This is a genomic window from Lacibacter sp. (genome assembly GCF_035299325.1).
Lineage (GTDB): Bacteria > Bacteroidota > Bacteroidia > Chitinophagales > Chitinophagaceae > Lacibacter.
On sequence record NZ_DATGWT010000002.1, the window covers coordinates 1 to 25823 of the forward strand.

The following is a 25823-nucleotide window of genomic DNA, read 5'->3' on the forward strand; positions in this document are numbered from 1 at the left end:
ACAGCACCCACAAAACAAAGGGCAAATAAAACCTGTTGAACGATCTGCATACAAACGTTATTTGTATTGCTAAGATAAGGGTAGATGAGTATTGATTATTTGTTCTTTTGTATACCGTTAATGCGGGACAGGTTGACAAAATACTTCGACAGCTCAATATAACCAAAAGATCAAGCCAGAGCATATTATCCGACGCTACGGCCGGGATCTTTGACCTACATGTTCCAGCGGAAGCCCTGATTAAGTAAGTATGTAAACACAATTTGTTTGCATTTAGCAGGCAGATTCATGAAGACATGAAGCAAGGCCAGTGCTCTTTTTAAATCTGTCGGATTTATACCTCGTGAGCGCTTTATATAGGCTTTATCCGGGGAGTATAGTGGGAGTATCCTGCCTTTATAAGCGAAGGATGAGCGAAGGATGAAGACAGTGCCCGGTCCTAAAATAGCTATACAGGTGACTGAATAAATCCAGGATTAGCTATACACATGGACTGTTTTATCGGGAGCCAGCTGGGGTTTTACAGTGGCTGAAGCAGAGCAAGGCATAAACTTCGTCCTTGTAAAGAATGCTAATTTTTGAGGTCTCTTTTTTTTATTTTGATCCAGTTGGCGGTTGGTACAGGGAAATTTTATTGTTACAAAGTGAAGCTGTTATTTCTGGTTTATTTTCTTCCCGGCAGGATTGCTTATTCCTAATTTCGTTGCATCTTAGTGAAACAATATGGAAAAGAAATACATTTTAGATAAGGATAGTACCAATCGTAAATTGAAACGCCTGGCGTTTGAAATTGTAGAACGCAACCACGATGAGCAGCAGATGTTTTTTGCAGGAATCAGGGAAAACGGATTGATTGTTGCAAAAACATTGGCAGAGGAGGTGATGAGCATCAGCAATATTCATGTAGAGCTGGTGGAAGTAACGCTTGATAAGAAATATCCGGTTGAAGTATTTCTTGATCGGGAAATCGGGTTCAACAATCAATCAATTTTATTGATCGATGATGTGGCCAACAGTGGTAAAACGATGCTGTATGCGTTGAAGCCTTTTCTTGGTTTTCAACCAAAGAAAATTCAAACATTGGTATTGGTTGAACGCACACATAAAACATTTCCGGTGCAACCTGATTATGTAGGGCTATCCATTGCCACTACATTGGAAGAACATATTTATGTGGAATTGAAAGGCGATGAAATTACAGGAGCCTATCTTATTTAATTAAGCAGTTTTAATTCAAACAACTTACTCCAGTTTTTACCTGTAATAAATAAACGGTTACTGCTGCTGTCCCATGCAATTCCGTTGAGTACTTTCTCACTGGCGCTGGAACCTTCTAATTCCGGGTATGATTGTTTTAAGCTGCTCATATCGAGTTTGCCGGTTACATTGCCCGTAGCCGGATCAATTTTGAGTATCTCGTTTGTTTGCCAGACATTGGCATATACAGCACCATTAATAAACTCAAGTTCATTAATATTATTCCGCAGCCCGTTATGATCCTGTATGCTGATGCGTCGAATTTCCTTCAGCGTTTCAGGGTCCCAGAAATAAAGATTGCTGCTGCCATCACTTACAATTAACTCTTTGCCATTATTGGTAATGCCCCAGCCTTCGTGGTTGTAGTTGAATTCTTTTAGTTTTTTGAAAGTTGCAAGGTCATACACAAAACCTTTCCTGTTCTCCCAGGTGATCTGGTACACTTTATCATTTAAAATAGTGATTCCTTCACCAAAAATATCTGCAGGCAGCGTAACCTTTTTGATTTGCTTACCAGTAGCAATATCAACTGGTCCAACCCATGATCCATTATTTAAAGCATTGTTCGGATTACCTGTGCTTTCATACATTGTTCCTTTATAAAAGATCAAGCCCTGGGTGAAAGAGGAAGTATCATGTGGGTAATCATTTACGAGGTTATAAGTTATGCTTGTTGGGGCTGGTATGGTTGGTAAGTTCGTTTGCGTTTCTTCCGATTCGGGATCATTACCACATGCAACGAAAAGGAACAGACCAAGGAATAAGCTGTAATTCATTTGTTTCAACATGCGTCAAAAATAAGTAAAAGCCATTGATGCTCTTGTGAAAATCATGTGAATGAAATGGATCTGTCATTGGTAAAATGAAGCCCTTCATTTTTAGTAAACTGACCAAAGTTGGATTGTAAAAAAAAATATGTATCCGTACCCTAATTGGGGTATTGCATTTTAAAAAAAAAGTATCTACGTTTACCAAACCTAAATCACACCCCCCCTGAAAGCAAACACCGTTTCTATGTAATGTTGTCTATACCTCTATGCTTTCTGTTCCCCTTTGAATTGCTTTAATGCCAATGAATCCTTGCTTTAATCTCCAGTAGTCCTCTTTACTGTCCTTTCGATTTATTGTTTTAACTGAGCGCTTATCGTGCCTCCAAAAGAGGTACTTAGATTGTTATGTGCTTGGTGTAAACTGTCCTGTCTTTAAGATCCTCTTAATAAGCCTCCTGTGAAATGTTAGAAATTTTTCACTCAAAAAATTCGACAATGATGAACAAACTGCTACACACCTTAAAAGGTGAGAAAAACGGGCGTGGCGGGAAATGGCTCTGGCGACAGATGCTTTTTCTTGTTATGTTTTTATCAGCATTTAACCCCGGCGGGTTGAATGCACAAGTCGTTCCGGTTATTGATGGTAACCCCATTGAATGGAATCGAGGAACGCCTGGTTCTAATTTTAATCTATTCCCCGTCAAACAGTATCAACTTGATGCCTTTGGTAACGGGGTAGTAGACAACCAATTTACAGAAGGGTCGAAAGACTTCTTCTTTGCGAATCAACTGGTTTGGTCTATCAGCCAAACTAAATCCAAAAATGATATTGCAAACGGCGCAGCAATCATTTACAATAACACATTGTATTTTGCTGGTGACAGAACTTCCAATAATGGTGATGCCCAAATCGGTTTCTGGCTATATCTTAATGGAACAGCCCCAACCACCATTGGTGGTAACAATATTTTCAGTCCTCCACATGCAGATGGTGATGTGCTGGTGCTGGCCGATTTTACAGGAGGCGGACGTAACGCAACAGTACTGATATATCAATGGTATAGCGGAGCCAACCCATTACCTCCCGGAACTTCAATTGTTCCAAATACGAATGGAAACCTACGTACAAGTACTTTACAAGGTACAGTGGCAGAGAACAACGACGGTCAGTATGCAATTCCTACTGGTTGGTCGTTTCCTTCTGCTACTTATGATTATAACATGTTCTACGAAGGTCAGGTTGATTTAACCGGCCTTGGATTCACAGGAGCTAACCTTTGTAATGCGAGTTTCCTTCTTGAAACAAGATCTTCCCAATCAATAACTGCTTCACTCGATGATTTTGTTGGAGGTAATTTTAATATTACGCCTCCTGCACTGGTATTAACAGGTAGTTCTGTTTGTATTGGGAATACCGGAACAATAAGTTCAACAACTTCACAATCCGGCGCATCTTACCAATTATATAATAGTGCCGACCAACCTGTTGGCAGTCCCAAAATTGGTGACGGTTCGGGTTTAACCTGGACTAATATTCCTATTGGAAATGATTATTATGTTGTTGGCTCAGGAACGTTGCCGGTTTGTACATCTACAAGTAATGAAGTGGATATAATTGGGCTTGCAAATCCGGTGATTGACGACCAATCAGTATGCGTTGGCAGTACAGTTGATATGGGTCCTGACGGTACATGGAGCAGCAGCAACACAGCAGTTGCGACCATCAATCCGACAACCGGTGTTGTAACAGGTGTATCTGCCGGTACATCAACCATTACCTATACTAATGCGAATGGTTGTACAGATCAGGCAATCGTTACTGTGAATGCAAATCCAGTAGTCCCTGACCAATCAGTATGCGTTGGTGCAACAGTAGACATGGGTCCTGACGGTACATGGAGCAGCAGTAACACTGCAGTTGCGACCATCAATCCGACAACAGGTGTTGTAACAGGCGTATCTGCCGGTACATCCACCATTACCTATACTAATGCAAATGGTTGTACAGATCAGGCGATCGTTACTGTGAATGCAAACCCAGTAGTCCCTGACCAATCAGTATGCGTTGGCAGTACAGTTGACATGGGTCCTGACGGTACATGGAGCAGCAGCAACACTGCAGTTGCGACCATCAATCCGACAACCGGTGTTGTAACAGGCGTATCTGCCGGTACATCCACTATCACGTATACCAATGCGAATGGCTGTACAGATCAGGCAATCGTTACTGTGAATCCAAACACATCATCCAGTCAGCGCCGAGAAATTTGTGCGAATCTGTTACCATACTCTTGGGATGGTTTAGAGTTTACGGAAGCAGGAACAAAACAGAAGACCGGCTTGGTGAATCAATACGGTTGCGATAGTACTGCTAATTACACACTTGTAGTGAACCCATTACCAGTTATCGCTTGCACTAAAACTCCGTCTACGATCGACATCACATCAGCAGATCATAGTGCTCAGTTTGATGTAGATCTTACCGGAAGTGCTGATACTAATCCTGCTAATTACACTTATGCATGGACAGAAGATGGTACAGGCTCATTTAACTTCAGCAACATTAAGAATCCTGTTTACACAGCAGGTCCACTTGATGCAGGCCAGGTTGTGTCTGTTACTGTAACTGTAACACATAAGATTACCGGATGCAGCAGCGTAAGTGAATGTTCAATTCCTGTTAGAGCAGCAGAAAGTTGCCCAGAAGTTCCAACTTCTGAAATATGTAACGGATCAACCAATACATATACAGCTAGCAGAGCTGCAACAGCAAATGAAACATGGAAATGGAGTGTAAACAATGGTGCCTCTATTGATGGTGCAGATAATGCACAGTCAGTTAAAGTAATAGCAGGTGGTCAGAGCTTTACATTGACACTTACAATTTCTTACGCAAATACAGAGTTATCTCCAAGTGAATGTAAATACGAGGTTACTGTTGTACCATGTGGCGGTTATTGCACTTATACCCAAGGTAAGTATGGCAACACAAGCCCGGCTTGCGATGGAGACGGTACAGGCGATGGCGTAGCTATTACTTATCCAACAGTAGTGGATATGATCAAAGCAATGCTTGGCGTAGGTGGTGTTGCAAATCCTTTGGTCATTGGAAGTAACGGTAAGTTTATTACCATTCCTTCAACAGCAACTGCTGCCGAATTACTCAACAAGTCAATGCCAGGTGGTGGTGGTTCAAGAGAACTGTTTGGTAGCTGTACAGTTGATAACGTACCATTGCCGGCATGCTGGACTCCTGGTACAAACAATACAACAACCTACATTACAAAACAGGGAAGGATCAATAATGTGCTCTTGTCGCAAACAATCACACTTGGTTTGAACCTGCGTGTAAGTGGTGGTTTAGCTGACTTTGCATTAGAGGCTGGCACATTTGCAACAGCAAAAGCTGATGGCGGTTGTGGTTCAACTACACCAAAACAGCGCAGTTGTTACTTCAATGAACTTGGTCAGTTGGTGGTTGTAAACGAATATGTTTACAAAACAATTCCACAAAGTATCATTGATGCACTTAATGCAGGCGGATATGATCATACAGTAGGTGGATTGTATCAATTGGCAAATGATGCATTAGGTAATAAGGATGGAGAAACTGGTAAGGAGCAAGGTGCAAGTCTTGGTGATATTACAAATGCAGTAGGTAGCATTAATGAAGGATTCGACGAATGCAGAATCTTCATTGGCTGGAGTGTTGGCCCATGTGAAGTTCCATCAGGAAGAATCAATATTAATTCTTCAGGTGTAATTAACAGTGCCGATTTAGCAGCTCAAACAGTTGAAAGCCTTCGTGTATCAGCATATCCTAATCCGTTTGCTGAGAAAGTAAGCTTTGCGATAGTATCACCTGTTTCAGGAAAAGCTTCGCTTGAGATTTACAACATGTTTGGCCAGAAAATCCAAACTGTTTATGAAGGTTACTTAACTGCAGGCAGAACTCAGCTTGTTGAATTCAGACCAGGAAGCACAATTGCAGCCGGAACATTGGTTTACAGACTCAATGTTGCAGGTAAGCAAGTAACAGGCAAACTGGTTAATCTAAAACAATAATCAGCGAATTAAAATCGACTGGTAAGGCTGTCCGTAAGGGCAGCCTTTTTTTATGAAAAAAGTCCCGGTTTAGCCGGGACTTTTCTTTCTATATAAAACTTTTCTTTTTAGTAAATGGCGTAACAGTAGGTTCCTGTTCTTGTTGTAAAGAAATCATAGTCGATCCAGCTGTAGCCGGCATCACCCCATCCTGTTCCCCATGAATTCATGATCAGGTAAGCATTTTTAGCATCGTCGTACCCACAAATAACTATACAATGAGCTAATGATCCGGATCCTGAATAACTCTTCCAGATAAACCCTGCTTTGGCTGCTATAAAAGAATTGTCTGCAAGAACTGATATGATAACAGGGTGTTTTTGCGAAATCATTGATTTGATTGCAGCCCTGTCGGTTGTATAAAGCTTAGCATAGCTGGCAATTTTATAATTACCAGCTTCTGTATTTTGCGTTGAACTTGGTAACAGTGAGCAACCATTGCTGCTGCTGTATGGCATCGATTGATATGTACAAATACCATTCACTTTCATAAAGTCAAGTGCTGTTTGCATGGCTGTACCGGAACTACATTCAACATCAAACTTAACCTGGTTGTATAAAAACTCAGGGCTGAAAATGTTTGTTGCGTTACTGTATGTAGCAGCCCCGGAGCTGTAATATTGTTCTGCAGAGCGTGCAGCGTAACCAACTGCAAAAGCAACGCATGAACCCTCACTTCCCTGGTTACTAACGGGAGGCATTGTTAAACGCACACCTGAAGTTGAAGGTGGTTCAATTACAACGGTATTTATTGTTACTGTAACAGATTTTACTGATTGATTGCCGGCAGCATCTTTGGCTGTAGATGAGATCGTGTGAATGCCGCTACCTGCCGTACTTGTGTTCCATGTATAACTGTAAGATGAGCCCGACGATGTACCAACAACGGTTCCGTCGATACTGATATTTAGAGAACTTACACCTACATTATCTGATGCCGAGGCATTAATAGTGATTGAGGTGTTTGCGTCGTAGGAGGCACCATTTGTTGGCGAGGTAATGTTTACTGTTGGAGCCGTAATATCGCCAACCGTAACATTATTAACGGATACCTGTATTGAACTTGAGCTGCTGTTTCCTTTAGAGTCTTTAGCGGTAACAGTTAACGTATGCGTTCCGTTAGGCACAGTGGCCGAATTCCAAACATTTGTAAAAGGTGTAGTTGTGCTGCTGCTTTTAGCGCTTCCATCTACACTTAATGTAACGGAAGCAACCTTAACATTGTCGTTGGCGGAAACAAGCACACTGATTGTTCCTGAAACAGAGGCGGCATTAGCAGGCGAGAGGATGCTTATTGTAGGGGGAATGGCATCGGGTTTCCCTTTTGCAGCAATTCTTGAAATTGGAATATTTTCAATCAAAGCTCCTGATTGCAGGAAGCCTGCTGATACAATGACAGGAACATTGGCCTGGGCCGCTGAATCATCGTCCACCACACCGCCATTGCGGGTTTGCAGAATTTCTATTTGATCTTCAGGCGACCGGGATGACTTTTCTTTTGAACAGGATGCTGCTAAAATGGTAAACATAAGCAACATGGGCGTAGCACAGGATCGGATTGCGGTTTTCATTGACGGATTTTTTAGATATGTTCGAATAAAAGTGACTCTTAAAAACTATTTTCACTGAATTCTTCTGTGAAAATGGATGCTGAGAATTAGCATGTCCTTGCTGATGGGGAGCGGTTCTTCGGAGGGGGCGGATATCGGGCTATTGATTCTGCTGTAAAATTAAACATCCACAAATTCTCATCCAAGTTTTAGCCCTAGGACAAACTACGGGATTCGTGTCGTAAAAAGACGAATTGTTTCTAAGGTAGAAGAGGAAGCTTTTCTACTCGTTCTTACTTAGTGATTTATAGCATTGGGCACACTCCCGTTGTTTAATTAGTTGATAGTTAACGAAAAAAGAAACCCATTCTTGAGAGATTTTTAGTGCCCGGCAGCTTGGCCAATTATCGGGAAAGTAGCCTTAAGTATGTGTAAGGTGTTATCCAAAGCGCCTCTTTTTGATAAAAAGTAGCTTTTCAGGCTCAGTTTCCAGAAAAAACTTTCCCAAACTTTTTGCAGGGAACATTTCAAACCCTACCTTTGCGCTCCCAATTGAAAATTTGGGACAGATCTTATGGCTCAACGTATCAGAATAAAATTGCAATCATACGACCACAATCTGGTCGATAAATCTGCAGAAAAAATCGTGAAAACGGTTCGTAGTACAGGTGCAGTAGTAACGGGACCAATTCCTTTACCTACCCGTAAAAGAATCTTTACTGTATTGCGTTCACCACACGTTAATAAAAAGAGCCGTGAGCAGTTCCAACTGTGCACACACAAACGCTTACTGGATATTTATACCAGCAGCAGCCGTACAGTTGATGCGTTGAGTAAGTTAGACTTACCAAGCGGTGTTGACGTAGAAATTAAAGCATGATGATTGTCCGCCCGGCGGATTACTCATCTCTAGTTCTTATAAATAAGTAATATTTCATCTCTCAATACGACTTTTCGGTCTGTAAAAAAGAGCTCTGAATTTCAAAAAACATTCTCAACCAAAAGTTGAGGAACATATAAACTAGCCCTTCGTGGTTAGTTTACCATCGGTACTTCCGATCCAAAGTGGAAAAAAGGAAAAGGTCGATGGTAAACGGGGATTGAATGACGCCGCCAGCGTCATGTCTCAACAACCTTACAGGGCATAAACTGTAAACAAATGAAAGGTATTATTGGTAAAAAGATTGGCATGACCAGCATCTTCAGTCCCGATGGTAAGCAGCAAAGCTGTACCATCATTGAAGCTGGCCCCTGTGTTGTTACACAGGTAAAAACTCAAGACGCTGACGGATACAGCGCACTGCAATTAGCTTTTGGCGAAAAGAAAGAAAAGAACACTACTTCCGCTGAAAAGAATCACTTCGCAAAAGCAAACACTTCTCCCAAGAAGTTCGTAAAAGAATTCCGCAACTATTCTCTCGAAAAAAATATTGGTGAAACTATTACAACTGACATCTTCGCTGAAGGCGATAAAGTTGAAGTTGTAGGTACTACAAAGGGTAAAGGTTTCCAGGGTGTTGTAAAACGTCATGGTTTCCACGGTGTAGGCGGTCAATCGCACGGTCAACATGATCGTCAGCGTGCTCCCGGTTCACTTGGTAACTCTTCTGATGCTGCCCGTGTAATGAAAGGCATGAAGATGGCTGGCCGTATGGGTGCAGACAGAGTGAAAGTAAAAGGATTGAAAGTATTGAAAATTTTTCCTGAAAAGAATTACATCCTTGTGAGCGGTTCTGTACCAGGCTATAACGGTTCAATCGTATACATCCAGAAGTAATCACTAATTAATTCAAGAAGTCATGCAAGTAGACGTTTTAAATAAATCAGGAAAAGCAACAGGTCGTTCGATCGAATTACCGGAAGAGATCTTCGGTATCGAACCAAATGACCATGTTATCTACCTCGCTGTAAAGCAATACCAGGCAGCACAACGCCAGGGTACACATAAAGTAAAGACACGTGCAGAAGTAAAGGGTGCAAGCCGTAAGCTTCACCGTCAAAAAGGTACCGGTGGTTCTCGTAAGGGTAACATCCGTAACCCTTTGTATAAAGGTGGTGGTACTGTGTTTGGACCTAAACCACACGGTTACGATTTTAAATTGAACCGTAAGGTGAAAGATCTTGCTAAAATGAGTGCGCTTTCTTATAAAGCAAAAGAAAATGCAATTGTTATTGTGGAAGATCTGAACATGGATACTCCTAAAACAAAAGAATTTGTAAGCGTGTTGAGCAACCTCAACCTTGCAGGTAAAAAAGCACTGGTGGTTATCCCTGATTATAACGATAATCTTTATCTCAGCCTCCGTAACCTCCCTAAAGTGGTGGGTACTTTGTTGGCCGATGTAAATACATACGATCTCGTGAACAGCGATGTACTCGTATTAACTGAAAGTGCTGCTAAAGTTTTTTCTGAAGAAGAAGCTGCAGCTTAATTGAATCATTGAACTGAATAAACAACGTCCAGATGAGACAGAGTGAAATTTTAATAAAGCCGATTGTTTCTGAAAAAAGCAATCGTTTAACAGAAAAGAAGAACACATACGCTTTCCGTGTTGGTCGTAAAGCTAACAAGCTCGAGATCAAAAAAGCAGTAGAAGAATTCTACAACGTGAAAGTTGCTGATGTTCACACAATGGTAGCTCCCCGTAAAGCGAAAAACCGTATGACAAAAGCCGGTTACATCCAGGGTAGCAAACCAGCGTACAAAAAAGCATACGTAACAGTAGCTGAAGGTGAAGCAATTGACCTGTACGGTACAGTGTAATAAAAAACAAAGAATGGTAGGTCAACTACCGCAAAAGTTGAACAATAAAAGTTTTTAAAAATGGCATTAAAAAAATACAAACCGGTAACCGCAGGTACCAGATGGAGAATCGGCAATGCTTATGCTGAGCTCACCACTGATACTCCTGAAAAGTCTTTGCTTGAAAATGTAAAGTCAACAGGTGGCCGTAACGCTCAAGGTCGTCGTTCTATGCGTTACATCGGCGGCGGTAATAAGAAGAAATACCGTGTAATAGATTTCAAACGCAGTAAGAAAGATGTTCCTGCTAAAGTTGCATCTATTGAATATGATCCAAACCGTACAGCTTTCATCGCATTGCTGAATTACGTTGATGGTGAAAAACGTTACATCATTGCTCCAAACGGTTTACAGGTTGGTGCAACAGTAGTAGCGGGTGATGCAGTAGCACCTGAATTAGGTAATGCTCTTCAAATGAAGAATATGCCTTTGGGTACTAACATTCACAACATTGAAATGCAGCCGGGTCAAGGTGGTAAGTTGGTACGCAGTGCAGGTACAAGTGCACAGTTAACCAACAAAGAAGAGAAATACGCTGTATTGAAAATGCCAAGTGGTGAATTGCGCAAGGTATTGATCAACTGTTATGCAACAGTTGGTGTAGTATCTAACAGCGATCATAGCCTGGAAACAGCTGGTAAAGCCGGTGTTAACCGTTGGAAAGGTATTCGCCCACGTAACCGTGGTGTTGCGATGAACCCTGTTGATCATCCGATGGGTGGTGGTGAAGGCCGTAGCAGTGGTGGTCACCCACGTAGCAGAACGGGTAAATATGCAAAAGGTGAAAAAACCCGCTCTAAGCATAAGGGTTCTAACAAACTCATCATCCAACGTAAGGATGGTAAAAAACTGGCGAAGTAAAATTTGAAATCGAAAATTTATCCTTCGGTTCCGAACAGGATTCAAAGGGCAAAAAGAAAAAAAATAAAACATGGCTCGTTCGATTAAAAAAGGTCCTTATGTAGCAGCTCACCTCGAAACAAAGGTGCTTGCTATTAACGAGGGTAAATCAAAGAAAGGTGTAATTAAGACATGGAGCCGTCGCTCTACAATTACTCCGGATTTTGTTGGTCACACCTTTGCGGTGCACAACGGAAACAAATTCATCCCTGTTTATGTAACCGAATTCATGGTAGGTCATAAGCTTGGTGAATTTGCACCAACAAGAAACTTTAAAGGACACTCAAGTAAGAAGATTTCTTAAATAGATTTAAAATGGAAGCAGTAGCAAAACTCAGAAATTATCCCACATCGCCCCGCAGAATGCGTCTGTTGGCTGATGAGATCCGTGGAATGGATGTTGAAAAGGCGTTGGCTTTGCTGGATTTTCATCCGCAACATTCTGCCACACCGCTTGGCAAACTTTTAAAAAGTGCTATCAGCAACTGGGAACAAAAGAATAGTGGACAAAGTGCAGCTGATTCATCATTGATTGTAAAAACAATCTTTGTTGATGGAGCACGCATGGTAAAACGTTTGCGTCCTGCTCCACAGGGTCGTGCTTACAGAGTAAGAAAGCGTAGCAACCACGTAACCATTATCGTAGACAAAAAATTAATTGATTAAATCTTATAAACCATTCTATGGGTCAGAAAGCAAATCCAATTGGTAACAGGTTAGGGATCATCCGCGGATGGGAGAGTAACTGGTATGGTAGCAAAAAAGACTATGCTGGTAAGTTGATCGAGGATAACAAGATCAGAACCTATCTCAATGCCCGTATCAATAAAGGCGGTATCGCTAAAATTGTGATTGAGCGTACACTCAACAAATTGATTGTAACTATTCACACTTCTAAGCCTGGTATCATTATCGGTAAAGGTGGTGGTGAAGTTGATCGCATTAAAGAAGAGTTGAAGAAATTGACTGGTAAGGATGATGTGCAGATCAACATTCTTGAGATCCGTCGTCCGGAAGTTGACGCAACAATTGTTGCTGATACAATCGCACGCCAGATCGAAAACCGTATCAACTACAAGCGTGCTATTAAAATGGCAATTGCTTCTGCTATGCGCATGGGTGCTGAAGGAATTAAAATTAAAGTGGCTGGTCGTTTAGGTGGTGCTGAAATCGCACGTACTGAAGAAATTAAACAAGGCCGTACGCCATTACATACATTCCGTATGGATATTGATTATGCTAACCTGTTTGCATTAACAGTGTATGGTAAAATCGGTATCAAAGTATGGATCTGTAAAGGTGAAGTATTGACTAAGCGTGACCTTAACCCCAACTTCATTGGTGGTAAGAGTGATGTGAGCGATCGTAAAGATCGTCGTGAAGATGGTGGTGGCGATAGAAGAGGTGGTGACAGAAGAGATGACCGTCGTGGTGGTGGACAAGGTGGTGGCCAACGCAGAGACAGCCGTAAAGGATAATTAATAAGTACCAATTACGAAGTAAGAAGTACGAAGAAAACAACAAACAGTAACAAGAAATATATTAAGCAATGTTACAGCCGAAAAGAACAAAACACAGAAAATCACAGAAAGGACGTATCCGTGCTGTGGCGAAGCGTGGAACCAGCATTTCATTTGGTTCTTATGCTTTGAAGGCCTTGGAACCTGTATGGTTAACCAACCGCCAGATTGAAAGTGCCCGCCAGGCAATGACACGTGCGATGAAGCGTGAAGGTAATGTGTGGATCCGTGTGTTCCCCGATAAGATTGTTACCCGTAAGCCAGCCGAAGTACGTATGGGTAAAGGTAAAGGTAACCCTGAAGGATGGGCTGCTATTATCGAGCCAGGACGCATTTTGTTTGAAGCTGATGGTGTACCTGAAACTGTTGCTAAAGAAGCAATGGAACTGGCTGCACAAAAGCTTCCGATCAAAACAAAATTCATTGTACGCAGAGATTTGGTTGCGTAATTAACAAGTTGAACTGATTAAACTGATTAACATGGCAAAGACAACTGATTTTTTAAAGAGCATAAAAGAGCTGAATGTTACAGATCTCACTGCACGCATCAAAGAAGATGAGCAGCGTTTGAAAAAGCTCGAATTTGCACACGCTATTTCTCCATTGGAGAATCCGGTGAGCATCCGTGGTTTACGTCGTGACGTTGCCCGTTTGAAAACTGAGTTAAGAAAAAAACAAATGGGTATCTGATTGACCCTAATCCCGGCAGGGAATAAAGATAAAAAGCAAAAAAATGTTAGAAAGAAATTTGCGTAAAACAAAGACAGGTGTAGTAACCAGCAGCAAAATGGATAAAACCATTACTGTAGCTGTTGAACGTAAGGTGAAGCACCCTATTTATGGAAAGTTCGTAAAGAAAACGACCAAGTTCCATGCTCATGATGAAAAGAATGAGTGCGGTATTGGTGATACAGTGAAGATTATGGAAAGCCGTCCGCTCAGCAAAACAAAACGCTGGAGACTGGTAGAAGTAGTAGAAAAAGCGAAATAACCAATTCTGTCGCAAGCTTTAGGCGTAATGCTGCAAGCCTCTGCAACCAATAAAATTTTTAAATACTCTGCGTAACAACAACGGGTTAAAAGTTTAAAGAAATGATTCAGCAAGAAAGTAGATTAAACGTAGCCGATAACAGTGGTGCCAAAGAAGTGCTTTGCATCAAAGTATTGGGAAACAGCGGCCAGGATTATGCAAAGATTGGCGATAAGATCGTAGTAACTGTAAAAGATGCATTACCAGGTGGTGGTATCAAAAAAGGTACTGTTGCTAAAGCTGTAATTGTACGTACAAAAAACAAGTTACGTCGTAAGGATGGTTCTTACATCCGTTTTGATGATAATGCAGTAGTAATTCTTAACGCTTCTGATGAGCCTCGTGGTACACGTATCTTCGGGCCGGTAGCAAGAGAGTTGCGTGATAAAGGTTATATGAAGATCATTTCATTGGCACCTGAAGTACTGTAAGGAGTGATGAATAATCAGTGATGAGTAATGACTGATTAATGAAGAGTGCGACGCAACAGAAGATGATAAATGTACCGGAAGCCGGTAACAACATAAACAACAATCTCTAACTGAGATAAAGTAAACGACAATGAGTAATAGATTTAAACCCAAGTTTAGCATCAAGAAAGGCGATTCAGTAGTTGTAATTGCCGGTGATGATAAAGATGTAAAGAAGCCTCGCACTGTTCTGGAAGTATTTCCTGACGCTGCACGTGTATTGGTTGAAGGTGTAAACATCGTAACCAAGCACACAAAGCCGAGTGCTCAAAATACAAAAGGTGGAATTGTAAAGAAAGAAGCTCCCATTCACATTTCTAATGTGATGTTGTGGGATGGAAAGCAAGCCACTAAAGTAAAGCGTACCCGTGAAACAGGTAAGCTGGTAAGGGTTTCAAAAAAATCAGGTCAGCCTGTAAAATAATTTAACGAAGGTTAAAACAAGAAGAAAATGAGTACTGTAAAATATACACCCCGTTTGGCAAGCAAGTATCAGACAGAAGTTATACCTGCTTTAATGAAACGTTTTGGTTACAAAAGCATCATGCAGGTTCCAAAGCTGGAAAAAATCTGTTTGAACCGTGGCGTTAACGGTGCGGTGAACGATAAGAAACTGGTTGATATTGCAATTGAAGAACTTACTACCATCACTGGTCAGAAAGCAGTTGCTACAATGTCTAAGAAAGACATTTCAAACTTTAAGCTCCGTAAGAACATGCCGATTGGTGCACGTGTTACTTTACGTGGTGTAAACATGTACGAGTTTCTCGACAGACTGATCTCTGCATCTTTACCACGTGTGCGTGACTTTAAAGGTATCAACGATAAATCATTTGATGGTCGTGGTAACTACACAATGGGTGTTACTGAGCAGATCATCTTCCCTGAAATTGATATCGATAAGGTGAATAAGATCACCGGTTTGGATATCACTTTCGTAACTACTGCTTCTACAAACGAAGAAGCTTATGAGTTGCTGAAAGAAATGGGAATGCCTTTCAAAAATGCTAAAAAAGATCAACAATAAGTTATGGCTAAAAAATCAATAATAGCTCGTCAAGCCAAAAGGGAAAAGAAGGTAGCTCAATATGCTGAGAAGCGTGCTGCTCTGAAAGCTGCCGGTGATTATGCTGCTTTGGATGAACTTCCAAAAAATGCTTCGCCAGTACGTTTAAAGAACCGTTGCCAATTGACTGGCCGTCCAAGAGGTTACATTCGTTACTTTGGAATATCACGTGTGATGTTCCGTGACATGGCACTGAATGGTAAAATACCAGGTGTTAAAAAAGCGAGCTGGTAATAACAGCCACCCCGAAAGGGAAGTTTGTGCAGGTATTGAATATGATGCACAAAGCAAACAATTTTTAAATCATTCAATTAAAGAATAAAATGGTTACAGATCCTATTGCAGATTTTCTTACCCGTGTTCGTAATGCGCAGATGGCAGGTCACAGAATTGTAGAGATTCCTGCTTCAAACCTTAAAAAGCGTATGACTGAAATTTTGTACGATCAGGGGTATATCCTGAAATATAAATTTGAAGACGATAATAAACAAGGCGTTATCAAAATTGCCTTGAAATACGATCCACAAACACGTGTACCGGCTATTCAATCATTAGAGCGTGTAAGCCGTCCGGGTTTACGTCAGTACTCTAAGCCTGAAGATTTCCGTCGTGTGAAAAATGGTTTGGGTATTGCTATTATCAGCACATCGAAAGGTGTAATGACAGATAAGCAAGCGAAAGCAAACAATGTAGGTGGTGAAGTTCTTTGTTATATCTACTAAGAAGTAAAAGTTGCTGATACATTAAGCTGAACTATACTAAGCTGACCGGTCAACAACAAATCAAAATAAATTAAAACGAATAAGTTATGTCTCGTATAGGTAAAAATCCGGTTTCAATTCCACAGGGTGTTACTATTACACTCGGAAAAGATAACGTGGTTACAGTTAAAGGACCTAAAGGTGAATTGAAGGAATCAATTGATCGTGATATTACTGTTGAAGTAAAAGATGGTGAAGTAACATTCAACCGTCCTACTGACCAGGGCCGTCACCGTGCAATGCATGGTTTATACCGTTCACTTGTTTCAAACATGGTGAAAGGTGTAACAGAAGGTTTCGAAAAGAAACTTGAACTGGTGGGTGTGGGTTATAAAGCAGCAAACCAGGGAAACATTCTTGATCTTGCATTAGGTTATTCACATAACATCATTGTTGAAATACCAAGTGAATTGAAAGTAGCTACTGCCCAGGAAAAAGGTCAGAACCCTACCATCACCCTCACCGGTATCGATAAACAATTATTAGGTGCTGTTGCTGCTAAGATCCGCAGCTTACGCAAGCCTGAACCATACAAAGGAAAGGGTGTGAAATACGTTGGTGAATACATCCGTCGTAAAGCAGGTAAAGCAGCAGGTAAATAATCATTAAACTAAGTTCCTGGCAGAATCAGGAATATTAAATACAGAAAGATGAAAACAGATAACAAATTAGTCAGAAGGCAAAAGATCCGCTACTCAATTCGCAAGAAAGTAGCAGGAACTAATGTGAGACCACGTTTAAGTGTGTTTCGCAGCAACTCTGATATTTATGTTCAGTTGATTGATGATGTTACAGGTGTAACAATTGCAGCTGCATCATCAAAAGACAAAGAGATTCTGGCACAGAAAGTAACAAAAATTGAGAAAAGCAAACTGGTTGGTGCTGCTATTGCACGCAAAGCAACTGAGCTGGGTCTTACAGCTGTTGTGTTTGATCGTGGTGGTAACTTATATCACGGCCGTGTAAAAGCGGTTGCAGAAGGTGCACGTGAAGCAGGTTTAAATTTCTAATCAATTGTAAACATTTAATAAAGCATAAATGTCGAAAGTAATTGTAAACAAAGTAAAAGCAGGTGACCTGGAACTGAAAGAAAAAGTAGTTGCCATTAACCGTGTTGTTAAAACAACAAAAGGTGGTCGTGCCTTCAGTTTCTCTGCAGTAGTTGTGGTAGGAAATGAGAATGGTGTAGTAGGTCATGGTTTAGGAAAAGCTAAAGAAGTACAAATGGCTATTCAGAAAGGAATTGAAGATGCGAAGAAAAATCTCATCAAGGTTCCGGTTATGAAAGGTACCATCCCTCATGATCAATTGGCTAAAGAAGGTGCTTCTAAAGTATTGATCAAACCAGCTGCACACGGTACAGGTGTAATTGCCGGAGGTAGTATGCGTGCCGTATTGGAAAGCGCAGGTGTTACCGACGTATTGGCAAAATCACTTGGTTCGGCTAATCCTCACAACGTAGTTAGAGCTACTTTTAAAGCTTTAGCCATGTTGCGTGAACCAATCGCCGTATCAAAAGTGCGTAGCCTTGGATTAAAGAGAGTATTTAACGGGTAATTGAATACAGTCGAACGTCGTCAGTCGGCATTCGGCAGTCAAAAAAGACTTAGATATGAAAAAGATAAAAATCACTTTAGTAAAGAGTCCAATTGACAGACCTGAGCGTCAGAAGCAAACACTGAAAGCGCTTGGTTTGAACAAAACAAACTCAAGTAAAGAAGTTGAAGGAACTCCACAGGTTTTAGGTATGATTCACAAAGTGAGCCATCTCCTGAAAGTTGAAGAAGTAGCTTAATTTGATCATTTTGAAGAAGAGCCAATATGCAAATTTTGGTTCTTTCCTTTTCAAATCTTCAAATTCACAAATTTTCAAATTATTAATGCGAGCCCCGATGCTTTCGGGGCGAAAGTTCAAAATAAAAGCAAATGAAACTGCACAATTTAAAACCTGCTGAAGGTTCTACACACAAAGAAAAACGTTTAGGTCGTGGTGAAGCATCCGGTAAGGGTGGTACATCTACAAAAGGTAACAAAGGTGGTCAGAGCCGTGCCGGTTACAAGAGCAAAATGGCACACGAAGGTGGTCAGATGCCAATTCAACGTCGTGTTCCCAAGCGTGGTTTCAAAAATCCGGATCGTGTTGAGTACCGTGTATTCAACCTCGGACAAATTGAACAACTTGCTGAAAAATATGGCATCACTGAGGTTTCTGTTGAGAACCTGTATGTGAATAATTTAATCAGCCGTACAGACAAGGTGAAGATTCTTGCTAATGGTGAGATCAAAACAAAACTTACTTTCAAAGTAAACGCACTCAGCGAAAAAGCAAAATCTGCAATTGAAGCTGCCGGTGGTTCTGTTGAAATTGTGAAGTAAATTTTCCCGATATTTGCCCGACGCATGAAAATGCGTCTTTTTTCTTTTCAGCAAATTTTTAAAAAGATTTTTTCCAGTGAAAAAACTCATACAGACCCTAAAGAATATCTGGAGCATTGAAGAGTTGCGCAACAAAATTGTGTACACTCTTTTGTTGTTACTGGTGTACCGTGTGGGTTCACATATTGTATTGCCAGGTGTTGATCCAAACGGATTAGAGCAATTAAACACAAAAGCTAAAGAAGGTATCCTCGGAATATTTGATTCATTTGCAGGTGGTGCATTTTCGAGTGCGTCCATTTTTGCATTAGGTATCATGCCTTATATCTCTGCATCGATTTTTATGCAATTGATGAGCATTCTTGTTCCTCAGTTACAGAAAATGCAGAAAGAAGGTGAGAGCGGTCGCAAGAAGATCAATCAATGGACACGTTACCTCACAGTAATTGTAACCATCTTCCAGGCAAGTGCTTATGTAACTTATTTAAAGAGCCCTGAAATTGCAGGCGCTGCTATCATTCCTTCATTTGATAGTTTCTTCTGGTTATCTACAACGATCGTGTTAACTGCAGGTACATTGTTTGTAATGTGGTTAGGCGAGCGTATTACAGATAAAGGTTTAGGTAACGGTACATCACTCATTATCATGATCGGTATCCTTGCACGTTTCCCTGCATCTATTGCTGCGGAATTTGATGCAAAGAGTGGAAGTGCAGGTGGTGGTTTATTGATCTTCATGATCGAGATCGCTGTACTCATTGCAATTATTATGGGATTAATTATCCTTGTGCAAGGTGTGCGTAAGATTGCAATCAACTACGCTAAGCAGATCGTTGGTAACCGCCAGTTTGGTGGTGCACGCCAATTCTTACCAATTAAGGTGAACAGTTCGGGTGTAATGCCAATCATTTTTGCGCAGGCCATCATGTTCCTTCCGACATTGCTTACAGGTTTCAATGCCACAAAAGGTATTGCAGTTACATTAAGCGATCATGGTAATATCTGGTACATGGTTATTTATTCAATTCTTGTAATTGGATTTACCTTCCTGTACACGGCGTTGATCTTTAATCCAAAACAGATCGCTGATAATCTGAAGCAGAATAATGGTTTCATTCCGGGTGTAAAACCTGGTCAGCCAACTGCTGATTATATTGGCCAGATCATGGATCGTATTACGTTACCGGGCGCTGTGTTTCTTGCAATTGTTGGTATCTTACCGGGTATTGCGAAGAACCTTGGTGTAACAAGTGGTTTCTCTACCTTCTTTGGTGGTACATCACTGTTGATCATGGTAGGTGTAATCCTTGATACACTCCAGCAGATTGAAACTCATTTGTTGATGAGACAGTATGATGGTTTGATGAAAGGCGGAAAGATACAAGGACGCCAGACCGTATCTTCCTCAGCTATTTAATAAACAGCTTAACATATAAGAAACCCTGGCATATAAGCCGGGGTTTTTTTGATAAAATAATTATGGTTCATTACCGCTCCCCGTTAGAAATAGAATTGATCCGCAAAAGCGCATTGCTTGTTGGTGATGCACTGGCAGAAGCTGCTAAAATGCTGAAAGCAGGCATTACTACTATGCAGGTTGATGCAAGGGTTGAACAATACATTCGTGATAATGGCGCTGTACCTTCTTTTAAGAACTACCAGGGCACTTATCCGTTTGCAACATGTATTTCGGTGAACGATGCCGTTGTGCATGGTTTCCCGACCAATAGTGTGTTGAAGGAAGGAGATATTGTATCGGTTGATGTTGGTGCCTTTATGAACGGTTATCATGGTGATAGTGCTTATACATTTATTATTGGAAGTACATCTGATGAAGTGAGGAAGTTGTTGCGGGTAACAAGAGAATCGCTTTATAAAGGCATTGAAAAAGCTGTGCATGGAAATCGTGTTGGTGATATTTCATTTGCCATCCAGGATTACACAGAGAAGCAGCATGGTTATGGTGTAGTGCGTGAACTGGTAGGACATGGGTTGGGACGTAATCTTCATGAAGATCCCCAAGTACCAAACTATGGGAAGCGAGGAACAGGGTCAAAATTGAAAGAAGGCACTGTGATTGCTATTGAGCCAATGATCAACCTTGGAAAGAAAGAGATCTACCATGATCAGGATGGCTGGACTATCCGTACAGTAGATGGTTTGCCATCGGCACACTACGAACATGATGTCTGTATTAAGAAAGGAAAGGCTGATATACTCTCATCGTTCACTTCTATTGAAGCGGCTGAGAAAGCCAATACAAATCTTGACTCTTCTTACTACTGATTGCACAATTCAGTAATTTACACTTATAATAAAAGTGTATGATGCGAAAAATAATATTCATGAGTGTTGCATTATGCTGCACTCATTTTTTATTGGCACAAAGCCCTGCTGTTTTAAAGATCAGGCAATACAGGCAGGCAAATGAGCATGCCATCATTTCCGAATTTGTTTCCTTTCTGAAGTTGCCCAATATTGTTGGCGATTCAGTAGGCATCTATAAGAATGCAACGTTTATTATGGATGCAATGAAGAAGCGTGGCGTTACAAATATTCAACTATTAACACCTGCATCAAACAAAGCAGTGCCTGCCGTTTATGGGGAAGTAATAACACCGGGTGCAACGCAAACCATCATCTTTTACGCCCACTACGATGGGCAACCGGTGAATGCTGCACAATGGGCAAAAGGACTTTCTCCGTTTGAACCAAAGCTGCTGACCAATTCACTGGAGCAAAACGGAAGTTTCATTGAATTTCCAACTGCTGATAAATCATTTGACCCGCAATGGAGAATTTATGGAAGAAGTGCAAGTGATGATAAGGCAGGTGTAATGGCGATACTGAATGCTTATGATGCAATTGTAAAAACGGGTATGAAGCCTGCAGTAAACATCAAGTTTTTTTTTGAAGGAGAAGAAGAAAAAGGATCTGATTTTTTACACGAAATTTTACAGCAGTACAAAAGCTTGTTGCAAAGTGATCTTTGGTTGATTTGCGACGGACCTGTTCATCAATCAGGAAAAAAGCAGGTAGTGTTTGGTGTTCGAGGCGATACACGTGTGGATATAACTGTGTATGGTTCTAAGCGTCCCCTGCATAGTGGCCATTACGGAAACTGGGCGCCAAACCCTGCCATGATGTTGGTGCAACTATTAACTTCCATGAAAGATAAAGATGGCAATATTACCATCAAAGATTTTTATGCTGATGTTATTCCCTTAAGTGAAATGGAAAAGAAAGCCCTTGAAGCAATACCTCCGGTAGATGAACAAATGAAAAAGGAATTGGGGTTTAGTAAACGGGAGATGAAAGATTATAACCTGGTACAATCGATCGGCTTGCCATCACTTAACATTAATGGAATAAACAGTGCGAATGTTGGTAAAAATGCAAGTAACGTAATCCCTACAACTGCAACAGCAGTTCTTGATTTACGATTGGTTGCAGGTAACGATTGGAAAAAGCAGCAGCAACGTGTAGTTGAACATGTCAGGAGCCAGGGTTACTATATTACAACAGCAGAGCCAACTGAAGAAGAAAGAAGCAGGTACGATAAAATTGCAAAAATAGAATTGAAAAGTGGTTACAATGCGCAGAAAACTTCGATGGATCTGCCTATTGCAAAAAAGATTATTGCAGCAGTACAATCAACAACTACTGAATCTATCGTTTTGATGCCAACATCAGGTGGAAGCCTGCCATTATTTTTATTTGAACAATACCTCAATGCAAAAACAATTTCTGTTCCTATTGCAAATCATGATAACAACCAGCATGCAGAGAATGAGAATATCAGGTTGTTGAATTTCTGGAATGGAATTGAAACAATGGCTGCTTTGATGATGATGAAATAAAACGAATGACAGGAGATAGAAATCAAAAACGTTTAATCGTGATTGGCGGCGGTGCTGCAGGTTTTTTCTGTGCAATAAATGCAGCACGGATGAATCCCTCATTGCATATAACTATTCTTGAAAAATCAAATAAACTGTTATCAAAAGTAAAAGTAAGTGGTGGCGGGCGTTGCAATGTAACGCATGCCTGTTTTGAAATCCAGGAGATGAGTAAACGTTATCCCCGTGGTGAACATTTTGTACGCAAAGCATTTCATCAATTCTTTACAACAGATACCATTAAATGGTTTGAAGAGAGAGGAGTGAAGCTGAAAGCAGAAGCTGATGGAAGAATGTTTCCTGTTACCGACTCTTCGCAGACAATTATTGATTGTTTGATGAAAGAAGTTAACAAGCATGGCGTTGAAATACTGATGAACAGGGAGGTGAAGAAATTGAAAGTGGAAAGTGGAAAGTGGGAAGTGGAATTAAGCAATGATGAAACCATAGAGACGGATTTTGTTTGCATTGCCAGTGGCGGCTTTCCCAAGCTGCAGCAATTTGATTGGTTGAAAGGAACAAATCATTCAATCATATCACCTGTGCCATCTTTATTTACCTTCAATATGCCCAAACATGCCATCACTGAATTGATGGGCGTGGTGGTTCCTGAAGCAACCATTAAAATTCAATCAACCAAATTAAAGAATACCGGCCCCTTGCTTATTACCCATTGGGGTATGAGCGGGCCTTGTGTATTGAAACTATCAGCATGGGGTGCAAGGGAATTACAGGAGCGTAATTATGATTTCATCATCAATGTTAATTGGCTGAATGATGCAAAAGAGCAATCGTTAAAAGATGAGCTCCAGTTAATTCGTAACACGAAAGGATCACAAAAGATAGCTAACAACAATCTCTTTCAATTGCCCAACCGTTTATGGTTATTCCTGTTACAGCAAGCAGGTATAAAAGAAGAGTGGCGTTGGGCCGATTTGCCCGCAAAAGAACAGAACAAGCTTATTCAACTGTTGTGCAATCATGAATTCCACGTGAAAGGCAAAACCACCTTTAAAGAAGAGTTTGTAACTGCCGGCGGTGTTGATCTGAAACAGGTTGATCCAAACACGATGCAAAGCAAACTGCACCCCAATTTGTTTTTTGCCGGTGAGATACTTGATGTAGATGGTGTTACCGGTGGCTTCAACTTTCAACATGCCTGGACGAGTGGTTTTGTTGCCGCAAAAACCATTGCTGCTATGTCGCTGAATTCCCAATAAGCTGCACAGATATAAACTTATTCGTCACAGATAATAATTAAAAAAATATCTCCGCTTTTTTATAGCTAAATAGCAGTACGGTTTGATGAAAAACAGCTCTGCATGCTTATTGCAGGAGTGATTTTTATCAGTCTTGTACTTGTTCAAAAAAACTATCTTTAGCTAAATCGAAAAGCATGTCGTCCCGTAGAAATTTCATCCGGAATCTTTCAGCAACAACTGGGGTTTTTACTTTTCTTCCTTTTACCAATTCATTATTCGCAAAAGAGGCTGAACAAAAGTATCATGAGTTCAAACAGTTGTCGCCCAATGAAGCAATGACTGATGAAGACTTTTGGGGATGGGTGAAAGAGCAATACACAGTATCACCAAATTTGCTTGATCTCAACAATGGTGGAGTAAGTCCGCAACCAAAAGTTGTGCAGGATGCACATATACGTTTTTATCAATTCAGCAATGAAGGCCCATCGTATTATATGTGGCGAACATTAGATGAAGGAAGAGAAGGGTTACGTATAAAATTGGCTGAGCTTGCAGGCTGTGATGCAGATGAGTTAGCGATCAATCGCAATGCAACGGAAGGATTGAACACAGTGATCTTTGGATTGAATTTGAAAGCAGGCGATGAAGTGGTGTTGACCAGGCAGGATTATCCCAATATGATCAATGCATGGAAGCAGCGTGAAAAGAGAGATGGCATTAAGTTAGTTTGGTTGAATCTTGAGTTGCCTATTGAAAATGAAGATGAGATCGTTCGTCAATATGTAAATGCGTTTACATCAAAAACAAAAATTGTACATGTAACACATCTTATTAACTGGACGGGACAAATACTTCCCATTCGCAAAATTGCAGATGAAGCACATAAACGTGGTATTGAGGTTATAGGAGATGGGGCACATACACTCGGCCATATTGATTTCAAAATTCCTGATCTTGGTTGCGATTACTTTGCTACTTCTTTACACAAATGGTTATGCGCACCATTCGGCAGTGGGTTGTTATGGATCAAAAAAGAAAAGATCAAAAATATCTGGGCATTGCTGAGCAGCGTTGAACCGGATGGCACTGATATAAGAAAATTTGAATCGTTAGGAACACGTTCATTCGCAAGTGAAATGGCCATTGGTAATGCAGTTGATTTTCACAATATCATTGGAACAAAACGAAAAGAAGAAAGGCTTCGCTATTTGACTGATTACTGGGTGAATAAAGTAAGCGATCTCAAACGTGTGTCGTTCCTTCAGCCAAAAAATAAAAAGTTCTATTGTGCTATTGCCAATATTGCTATTGAAGGAATAAAGCCGGGTGATGTTGCACATAAACTCCATCGCAAACATCAAATTCATACCGTGAGCATTGATTGGGAAAATATTCATGGAGTAAGAATTACACCGCATGTATATACATCAACAAAAGACCTGGACAGGTTGGTTACGGCCATCAGGCAAATAGCAGGATGATGTTGCAACCAATTGGTATATTAATTGCTCTTATTAACTTGCAGCTAAGCCTTATTTGGCCATAACAAAAAATATACGCATGAAACAATTTATTACTCTAAGTATTTTTCTGCTGGCAGGCTTTATAGGTTTTGCCCAGGGAAAGAGCAAAGAAAAAACCAAAGACAAACAAAAGACAGATAAAACTGTTCAAACCACTAACGGTAACAACAATACGAACAGCGGCCAGAATTCTGCTAACACACAACAAAACGGTAACAGCAAGGTTAGAAAGAACATACCTACAAAAGTGGGCAGTGCATTTGCCGGTGAATATCCAAATGCAGTTAATGCAACCTGGACGAAGAACCGCGGCGATTGGACTGTTGTATTTGGCAACGGTGTGTGGCGTTCAACTGCAACTTACCACAGCAATGGCGAACGTGTTGATACCAGGACACCTATGGCAAGGGAACAGGCTCCCCGACCGGTGTTAGATGAAATCCTTCGTCGTTTTCCAAAGGGAAGCCCAACAGATGTGATCAAGATCGAAAAGCCTAAGAACCCGAGTCTTTTCCAGATCATGATGGAGCAGGCAGGCAAGAAAAGAACGTTTGTATTTGATGAAAAAGGTAAGCTGGTTTCAGAACAATAA

At 40.8% G+C, this 25823-nt stretch carries 31 protein-coding genes; 29 read left to right on the forward strand and 2 right to left on the reverse strand.

The window, feature by feature from the left end:
* The first annotated feature begins 723 nt into the window (after positions 1–723).
* The gene (locus tag VK159_RS00840; RefSeq protein ID WP_324228254.1) at positions 724–1218 is read left to right on the forward strand and encodes a phosphoribosyltransferase family protein; all 495 of its coding nucleotides are present in this window, start codon (positions 724–726) and stop codon (positions 1216–1218) included.
* Here the strand turns inward: VK159_RS00840 and VK159_RS00845 are convergent.
* The gene (locus tag VK159_RS00845) at positions 1215–2045 is read right to left on the reverse strand and encodes a glutaminyl-peptide cyclotransferase (protein WP_324228255.1); all 831 of its coding nucleotides are present in this window, start codon (positions 2043–2045) and stop codon (positions 1215–1217) included. The two genes, VK159_RS00840 and VK159_RS00845, sit on opposite strands and share 4 nt — an antisense overlap.
* Positions 2046–2522: 477 nt before the next feature.
* On the opposite strand from VK159_RS00845, the gene VK159_RS00850 reads away from it, so the two are divergent.
* The gene (locus VK159_RS00850) at positions 2523–6092 is read left to right on the forward strand and encodes an Ig-like domain-containing protein (RefSeq protein ID WP_324228256.1); all 3570 of its coding nucleotides are present in this window, start codon (positions 2523–2525) and stop codon (positions 6090–6092) included.
* 107 nt (positions 6093–6199) lie between these two features.
* Here the strand turns inward: VK159_RS00850 and VK159_RS00855 are convergent, their stop codons facing one another.
* Positions 6200–7702, reverse strand: coding sequence for an Ig-like domain-containing protein (locus tag VK159_RS00855; RefSeq protein ID WP_324228257.1), 1503 nt, complete (start codon positions 7700–7702; stop codon positions 6200–6202).
* A gap of 553 nt (positions 7703–8255) precedes the next feature.
* Between VK159_RS00855 and rpsJ the strand changes: the two genes are divergently transcribed.
* The 27 genes from rpsJ (at position 8256) to VK159_RS00990 (ending at position 25823) form a co-directional block, all read left to right on the forward strand.
* A complete protein-coding gene (gene rpsJ / locus VK159_RS00860) occupies positions 8256–8561 on the forward strand; it encodes a 30S ribosomal protein S10 (RefSeq protein WP_129132889.1) in 306 nt (101 codons plus the stop codon).
* A gap of 279 nt (positions 8562–8840) precedes the next feature.
* Positions 8841–9458: a 50S ribosomal protein L3 gene (gene rplC / locus VK159_RS00865; RefSeq protein ID WP_324228258.1), complete on the forward strand. Its 618-nt coding sequence runs from the start codon at positions 8841–8843 to the stop codon at positions 9456–9458.
* Positions 9459–9480: 22 nt separating this feature from the next.
* A complete protein-coding gene (gene rplD, locus VK159_RS00870; protein WP_324228259.1) occupies positions 9481–10113 on the forward strand; it encodes a 50S ribosomal protein L4 in 633 nt (210 codons plus the stop codon).
* Positions 10114–10145: 32 nt separating this feature from the next.
* Positions 10146–10445: a 50S ribosomal protein L23 gene (rplW, locus tag VK159_RS00875; protein ID WP_182801842.1), complete on the forward strand. Its 300-nt coding sequence runs from the start codon at positions 10146–10148 to the stop codon at positions 10443–10445.
* 60 nt (positions 10446–10505) lie between these two features.
* Positions 10506–11345, forward strand: coding sequence for a 50S ribosomal protein L2 (gene rplB / locus VK159_RS00880; RefSeq protein ID WP_182801841.1), 840 nt, complete (start codon positions 10506–10508; stop codon positions 11343–11345).
* A 70-nt stretch (positions 11346–11415) separates the two neighbouring features.
* Complete coding sequence (gene rpsS, locus VK159_RS00885) at positions 11416–11688, forward strand: 30S ribosomal protein S19 (protein WP_182801840.1); 273 nt, start codon at positions 11416–11418, stop codon at positions 11686–11688.
* A gap of 11 nt (positions 11689–11699) precedes the next feature.
* On the forward strand, positions 11700–12050 hold the full coding sequence (gene rplV, locus VK159_RS00890; protein WP_182801839.1) for a 50S ribosomal protein L22: 351 nt from the start codon (positions 11700–11702) through the stop codon (positions 12048–12050).
* A gap of 17 nt (positions 12051–12067) precedes the next feature.
* On the forward strand, positions 12068–12862 hold the full coding sequence (rpsC, locus tag VK159_RS00895) for a 30S ribosomal protein S3 (RefSeq protein WP_324228260.1): 795 nt from the start codon (positions 12068–12070) through the stop codon (positions 12860–12862).
* A 71-nt stretch (positions 12863–12933) separates the two neighbouring features.
* Positions 12934–13353 carry a 50S ribosomal protein L16 gene (gene rplP, locus VK159_RS00900; RefSeq protein WP_182801837.1) on the forward strand — a complete coding sequence of 140 codons (420 nt, stop codon included), beginning with the start codon at positions 12934–12936 and terminating at the stop codon, positions 13351–13353.
* A 31-nt stretch (positions 13354–13384) separates the two neighbouring features.
* Positions 13385–13594, forward strand: a complete 210-nt coding sequence (rpmC, locus tag VK159_RS00905; RefSeq protein ID WP_182801836.1) for a 50S ribosomal protein L29 — start codon at positions 13385–13387, stop codon at positions 13592–13594.
* Positions 13595–13637: 43 nt separating this feature from the next.
* The gene (gene rpsQ, locus VK159_RS00910) at positions 13638–13895 is read left to right on the forward strand and encodes a 30S ribosomal protein S17 (RefSeq protein ID WP_182801835.1); all 258 of its coding nucleotides are present in this window, start codon (positions 13638–13640) and stop codon (positions 13893–13895) included.
* Positions 13896–13996: 101 nt separating this feature from the next.
* Positions 13997–14365 carry a 50S ribosomal protein L14 gene (gene rplN / locus VK159_RS00915; protein ID WP_129132878.1) on the forward strand — a complete coding sequence of 123 codons (369 nt, stop codon included), beginning with the start codon at positions 13997–13999 and terminating at the stop codon, positions 14363–14365.
* A gap of 130 nt (positions 14366–14495) precedes the next feature.
* Positions 14496–14828, forward strand: a complete 333-nt coding sequence (rplX, locus tag VK159_RS00920) for a 50S ribosomal protein L24 (RefSeq protein WP_324228261.1) — start codon at positions 14496–14498, stop codon at positions 14826–14828.
* Between the two features lie 27 nt (positions 14829–14855).
* Complete coding sequence (gene rplE / locus VK159_RS00925) at positions 14856–15431, forward strand: 50S ribosomal protein L5 (RefSeq protein ID WP_324228262.1); 576 nt, start codon at positions 14856–14858, stop codon at positions 15429–15431.
* Positions 15432–15434: 3 nt separating this feature from the next.
* Complete coding sequence (gene rpsN, locus VK159_RS00930; RefSeq protein WP_324228263.1) at positions 15435–15704, forward strand: 30S ribosomal protein S14; 270 nt, start codon at positions 15435–15437, stop codon at positions 15702–15704.
* An 89-nt stretch (positions 15705–15793) separates the two neighbouring features.
* Positions 15794–16192, forward strand: a complete 399-nt coding sequence (rpsH, locus tag VK159_RS00935) for a 30S ribosomal protein S8 (RefSeq protein WP_324228264.1) — start codon at positions 15794–15796, stop codon at positions 16190–16192.
* Between the two features lie 86 nt (positions 16193–16278).
* Positions 16279–16833, forward strand: a complete 555-nt coding sequence (gene rplF, locus VK159_RS00940; RefSeq protein WP_324228265.1) for a 50S ribosomal protein L6 — start codon at positions 16279–16281, stop codon at positions 16831–16833.
* 48 nt (positions 16834–16881) lie between these two features.
* Complete coding sequence (rplR, locus tag VK159_RS00945; RefSeq protein WP_324228266.1) at positions 16882–17241, forward strand: 50S ribosomal protein L18; 360 nt, start codon at positions 16882–16884, stop codon at positions 17239–17241.
* A 28-nt stretch (positions 17242–17269) separates the two neighbouring features.
* Positions 17270–17788, forward strand: a complete 519-nt coding sequence (gene rpsE, locus VK159_RS00950; RefSeq protein ID WP_182801828.1) for a 30S ribosomal protein S5 — start codon at positions 17270–17272, stop codon at positions 17786–17788.
* A gap of 55 nt (positions 17789–17843) precedes the next feature.
* Positions 17844–18026 (forward strand): 50S ribosomal protein L30, encoded by a 183-nt coding sequence (rpmD, locus tag VK159_RS00955; protein ID WP_182801827.1) that lies wholly within the window; start codon positions 17844–17846, stop codon positions 18024–18026.
* 131 nt (positions 18027–18157) lie between these two features.
* Positions 18158–18607, forward strand: a complete 450-nt coding sequence (rplO, locus tag VK159_RS00960; protein WP_324228267.1) for a 50S ribosomal protein L15 — start codon at positions 18158–18160, stop codon at positions 18605–18607.
* Between the two features lie 76 nt (positions 18608–18683).
* The gene (gene secY, locus VK159_RS00965; protein ID WP_324228268.1) at positions 18684–20024 is read left to right on the forward strand and encodes a preprotein translocase subunit SecY; all 1341 of its coding nucleotides are present in this window, start codon (positions 18684–18686) and stop codon (positions 20022–20024) included.
* A 62-nt stretch (positions 20025–20086) separates the two neighbouring features.
* Entirely contained in the window at positions 20087–20893 is an 807-nt protein-coding gene (gene map / locus VK159_RS00970; protein WP_324228269.1) for a type I methionyl aminopeptidase, read from the forward strand.
* 59 nt (positions 20894–20952) lie between these two features.
* Positions 20953–22467, forward strand: a complete 1515-nt coding sequence (locus VK159_RS00975) for a M20/M25/M40 family metallo-hydrolase (RefSeq protein WP_324228270.1) — start codon at positions 20953–20955, stop codon at positions 22465–22467.
* Positions 22468–22472: 5 nt separating this feature from the next.
* On the forward strand, positions 22473–23726 hold the full coding sequence (locus tag VK159_RS00980; protein WP_324228271.1) for an NAD(P)/FAD-dependent oxidoreductase: 1254 nt from the start codon (positions 22473–22475) through the stop codon (positions 23724–23726).
* Between the two features lie 176 nt (positions 23727–23902).
* Positions 23903–25189 carry an aminotransferase class V-fold PLP-dependent enzyme gene (locus VK159_RS00985; RefSeq protein WP_324228272.1) on the forward strand — a complete coding sequence of 429 codons (1287 nt, stop codon included), beginning with the start codon at positions 23903–23905 and terminating at the stop codon, positions 25187–25189.
* Between the two features lie 79 nt (positions 25190–25268).
* The gene (locus VK159_RS00990; RefSeq protein WP_324228273.1) at positions 25269–25823 is read left to right on the forward strand and encodes a hypothetical protein; all 555 of its coding nucleotides are present in this window, start codon (positions 25269–25271) and stop codon (positions 25821–25823) included.

What these genes read in the sequence shown, in the direction of transcription:
- rpsC (WP_324228260.1), top strand. Translation starts at nt 12,068, where the DNA reads ATGGGTCAGAAAGCAAATCCAATTGGTAACAGGTTAGGGATCATCCGC.
- rpsH (WP_324228264.1), top strand. Translation starts at nt 15,794, where the DNA reads ATGGTTACAGATCCTATTGCAGATTTTCTTACCCGTGTTCGTAATGCG.
- rpsS (WP_182801840.1), top strand. Translation starts at nt 11,416, where the DNA reads ATGGCTCGTTCGATTAAAAAAGGTCCTTATGTAGCAGCTCACCTCGAA.
- rpmD (WP_182801827.1), top strand. Translation starts at nt 17,844, where the DNA reads ATGAAAAAGATAAAAATCACTTTAGTAAAGAGTCCAATTGACAGACCT.
- rplD (WP_324228259.1), top strand. Translation starts at nt 9,481, where the DNA reads ATGCAAGTAGACGTTTTAAATAAATCAGGAAAAGCAACAGGTCGTTCG.
- rpsN (WP_324228263.1), top strand. Translation starts at nt 15,435, where the DNA reads ATGGCTAAAAAATCAATAATAGCTCGTCAAGCCAAAAGGGAAAAGAAG.
- map (WP_324228269.1), top strand. Translation starts at nt 20,087, where the DNA reads ATGGTTCATTACCGCTCCCCGTTAGAAATAGAATTGATCCGCAAAAGC.
- rplC (WP_324228258.1), top strand. Translation starts at nt 8,841, where the DNA reads ATGAAAGGTATTATTGGTAAAAAGATTGGCATGACCAGCATCTTCAGT.
- VK159_RS00855 (WP_324228257.1), bottom strand. Translation starts at nt 7,702, where the DNA reads ATGAAAACCGCAATCCGATCCTGTGCTACGCCCATGTTGCTTATGTTT.
- VK159_RS00975 (WP_324228270.1), top strand. Translation starts at nt 20,953, where the DNA reads ATGAGTGTTGCATTATGCTGCACTCATTTTTTATTGGCACAAAGCCCT.
- rplX (WP_324228261.1), top strand. Translation starts at nt 14,496, where the DNA reads ATGAGTAATAGATTTAAACCCAAGTTTAGCATCAAGAAAGGCGATTCA.
- rplP (WP_182801837.1), top strand. Translation starts at nt 12,934, where the DNA reads ATGTTACAGCCGAAAAGAACAAAACACAGAAAATCACAGAAAGGACGT.
- rplO (WP_324228267.1), top strand. Translation starts at nt 18,158, where the DNA reads ATGAAACTGCACAATTTAAAACCTGCTGAAGGTTCTACACACAAAGAA.
- rplN (WP_129132878.1), top strand. Translation starts at nt 13,997, where the DNA reads ATGATTCAGCAAGAAAGTAGATTAAACGTAGCCGATAACAGTGGTGCC.
- VK159_RS00990 (WP_324228273.1), top strand. Translation starts at nt 25,269, where the DNA reads ATGAAACAATTTATTACTCTAAGTATTTTTCTGCTGGCAGGCTTTATA.
- VK159_RS00980 (WP_324228271.1), top strand. Translation starts at nt 22,473, where the DNA reads ATGACAGGAGATAGAAATCAAAAACGTTTAATCGTGATTGGCGGCGGT.
- VK159_RS00850 (WP_324228256.1), top strand. Translation starts at nt 2,523, where the DNA reads ATGATGAACAAACTGCTACACACCTTAAAAGGTGAGAAAAACGGGCGT.
- rpmC (WP_182801836.1), top strand. Translation starts at nt 13,385, where the DNA reads ATGGCAAAGACAACTGATTTTTTAAAGAGCATAAAAGAGCTGAATGTT.
- VK159_RS00985 (WP_324228272.1), top strand. Translation starts at nt 23,903, where the DNA reads ATGTCGTCCCGTAGAAATTTCATCCGGAATCTTTCAGCAACAACTGGG.
- VK159_RS00840 (WP_324228254.1), top strand. Translation starts at nt 724, where the DNA reads ATGGAAAAGAAATACATTTTAGATAAGGATAGTACCAATCGTAAATTG.
- rpsJ (WP_129132889.1), top strand. Translation starts at nt 8,256, where the DNA reads ATGGCTCAACGTATCAGAATAAAATTGCAATCATACGACCACAATCTG.
- rplE (WP_324228262.1), top strand. Translation starts at nt 14,856, where the DNA reads ATGAGTACTGTAAAATATACACCCCGTTTGGCAAGCAAGTATCAGACA.
- rplB (WP_182801841.1), top strand. Translation starts at nt 10,506, where the DNA reads ATGGCATTAAAAAAATACAAACCGGTAACCGCAGGTACCAGATGGAGA.
- rplR (WP_324228266.1), top strand. Translation starts at nt 16,882, where the DNA reads ATGAAAACAGATAACAAATTAGTCAGAAGGCAAAAGATCCGCTACTCA.
- rpsE (WP_182801828.1), top strand. Translation starts at nt 17,270, where the DNA reads ATGTCGAAAGTAATTGTAAACAAAGTAAAAGCAGGTGACCTGGAACTG.
- rplF (WP_324228265.1), top strand. Translation starts at nt 16,279, where the DNA reads ATGTCTCGTATAGGTAAAAATCCGGTTTCAATTCCACAGGGTGTTACT.
- rpsQ (WP_182801835.1), top strand. Translation starts at nt 13,638, where the DNA reads ATGTTAGAAAGAAATTTGCGTAAAACAAAGACAGGTGTAGTAACCAGC.
- rplV (WP_182801839.1), top strand. Translation starts at nt 11,700, where the DNA reads ATGGAAGCAGTAGCAAAACTCAGAAATTATCCCACATCGCCCCGCAGA.
- rplW (WP_182801842.1), top strand. Translation starts at nt 10,146, where the DNA reads ATGAGACAGAGTGAAATTTTAATAAAGCCGATTGTTTCTGAAAAAAGC.
- VK159_RS00845 (WP_324228255.1), bottom strand. Translation starts at nt 2,045, where the DNA reads ATGTTGAAACAAATGAATTACAGCTTATTCCTTGGTCTGTTCCTTTTC.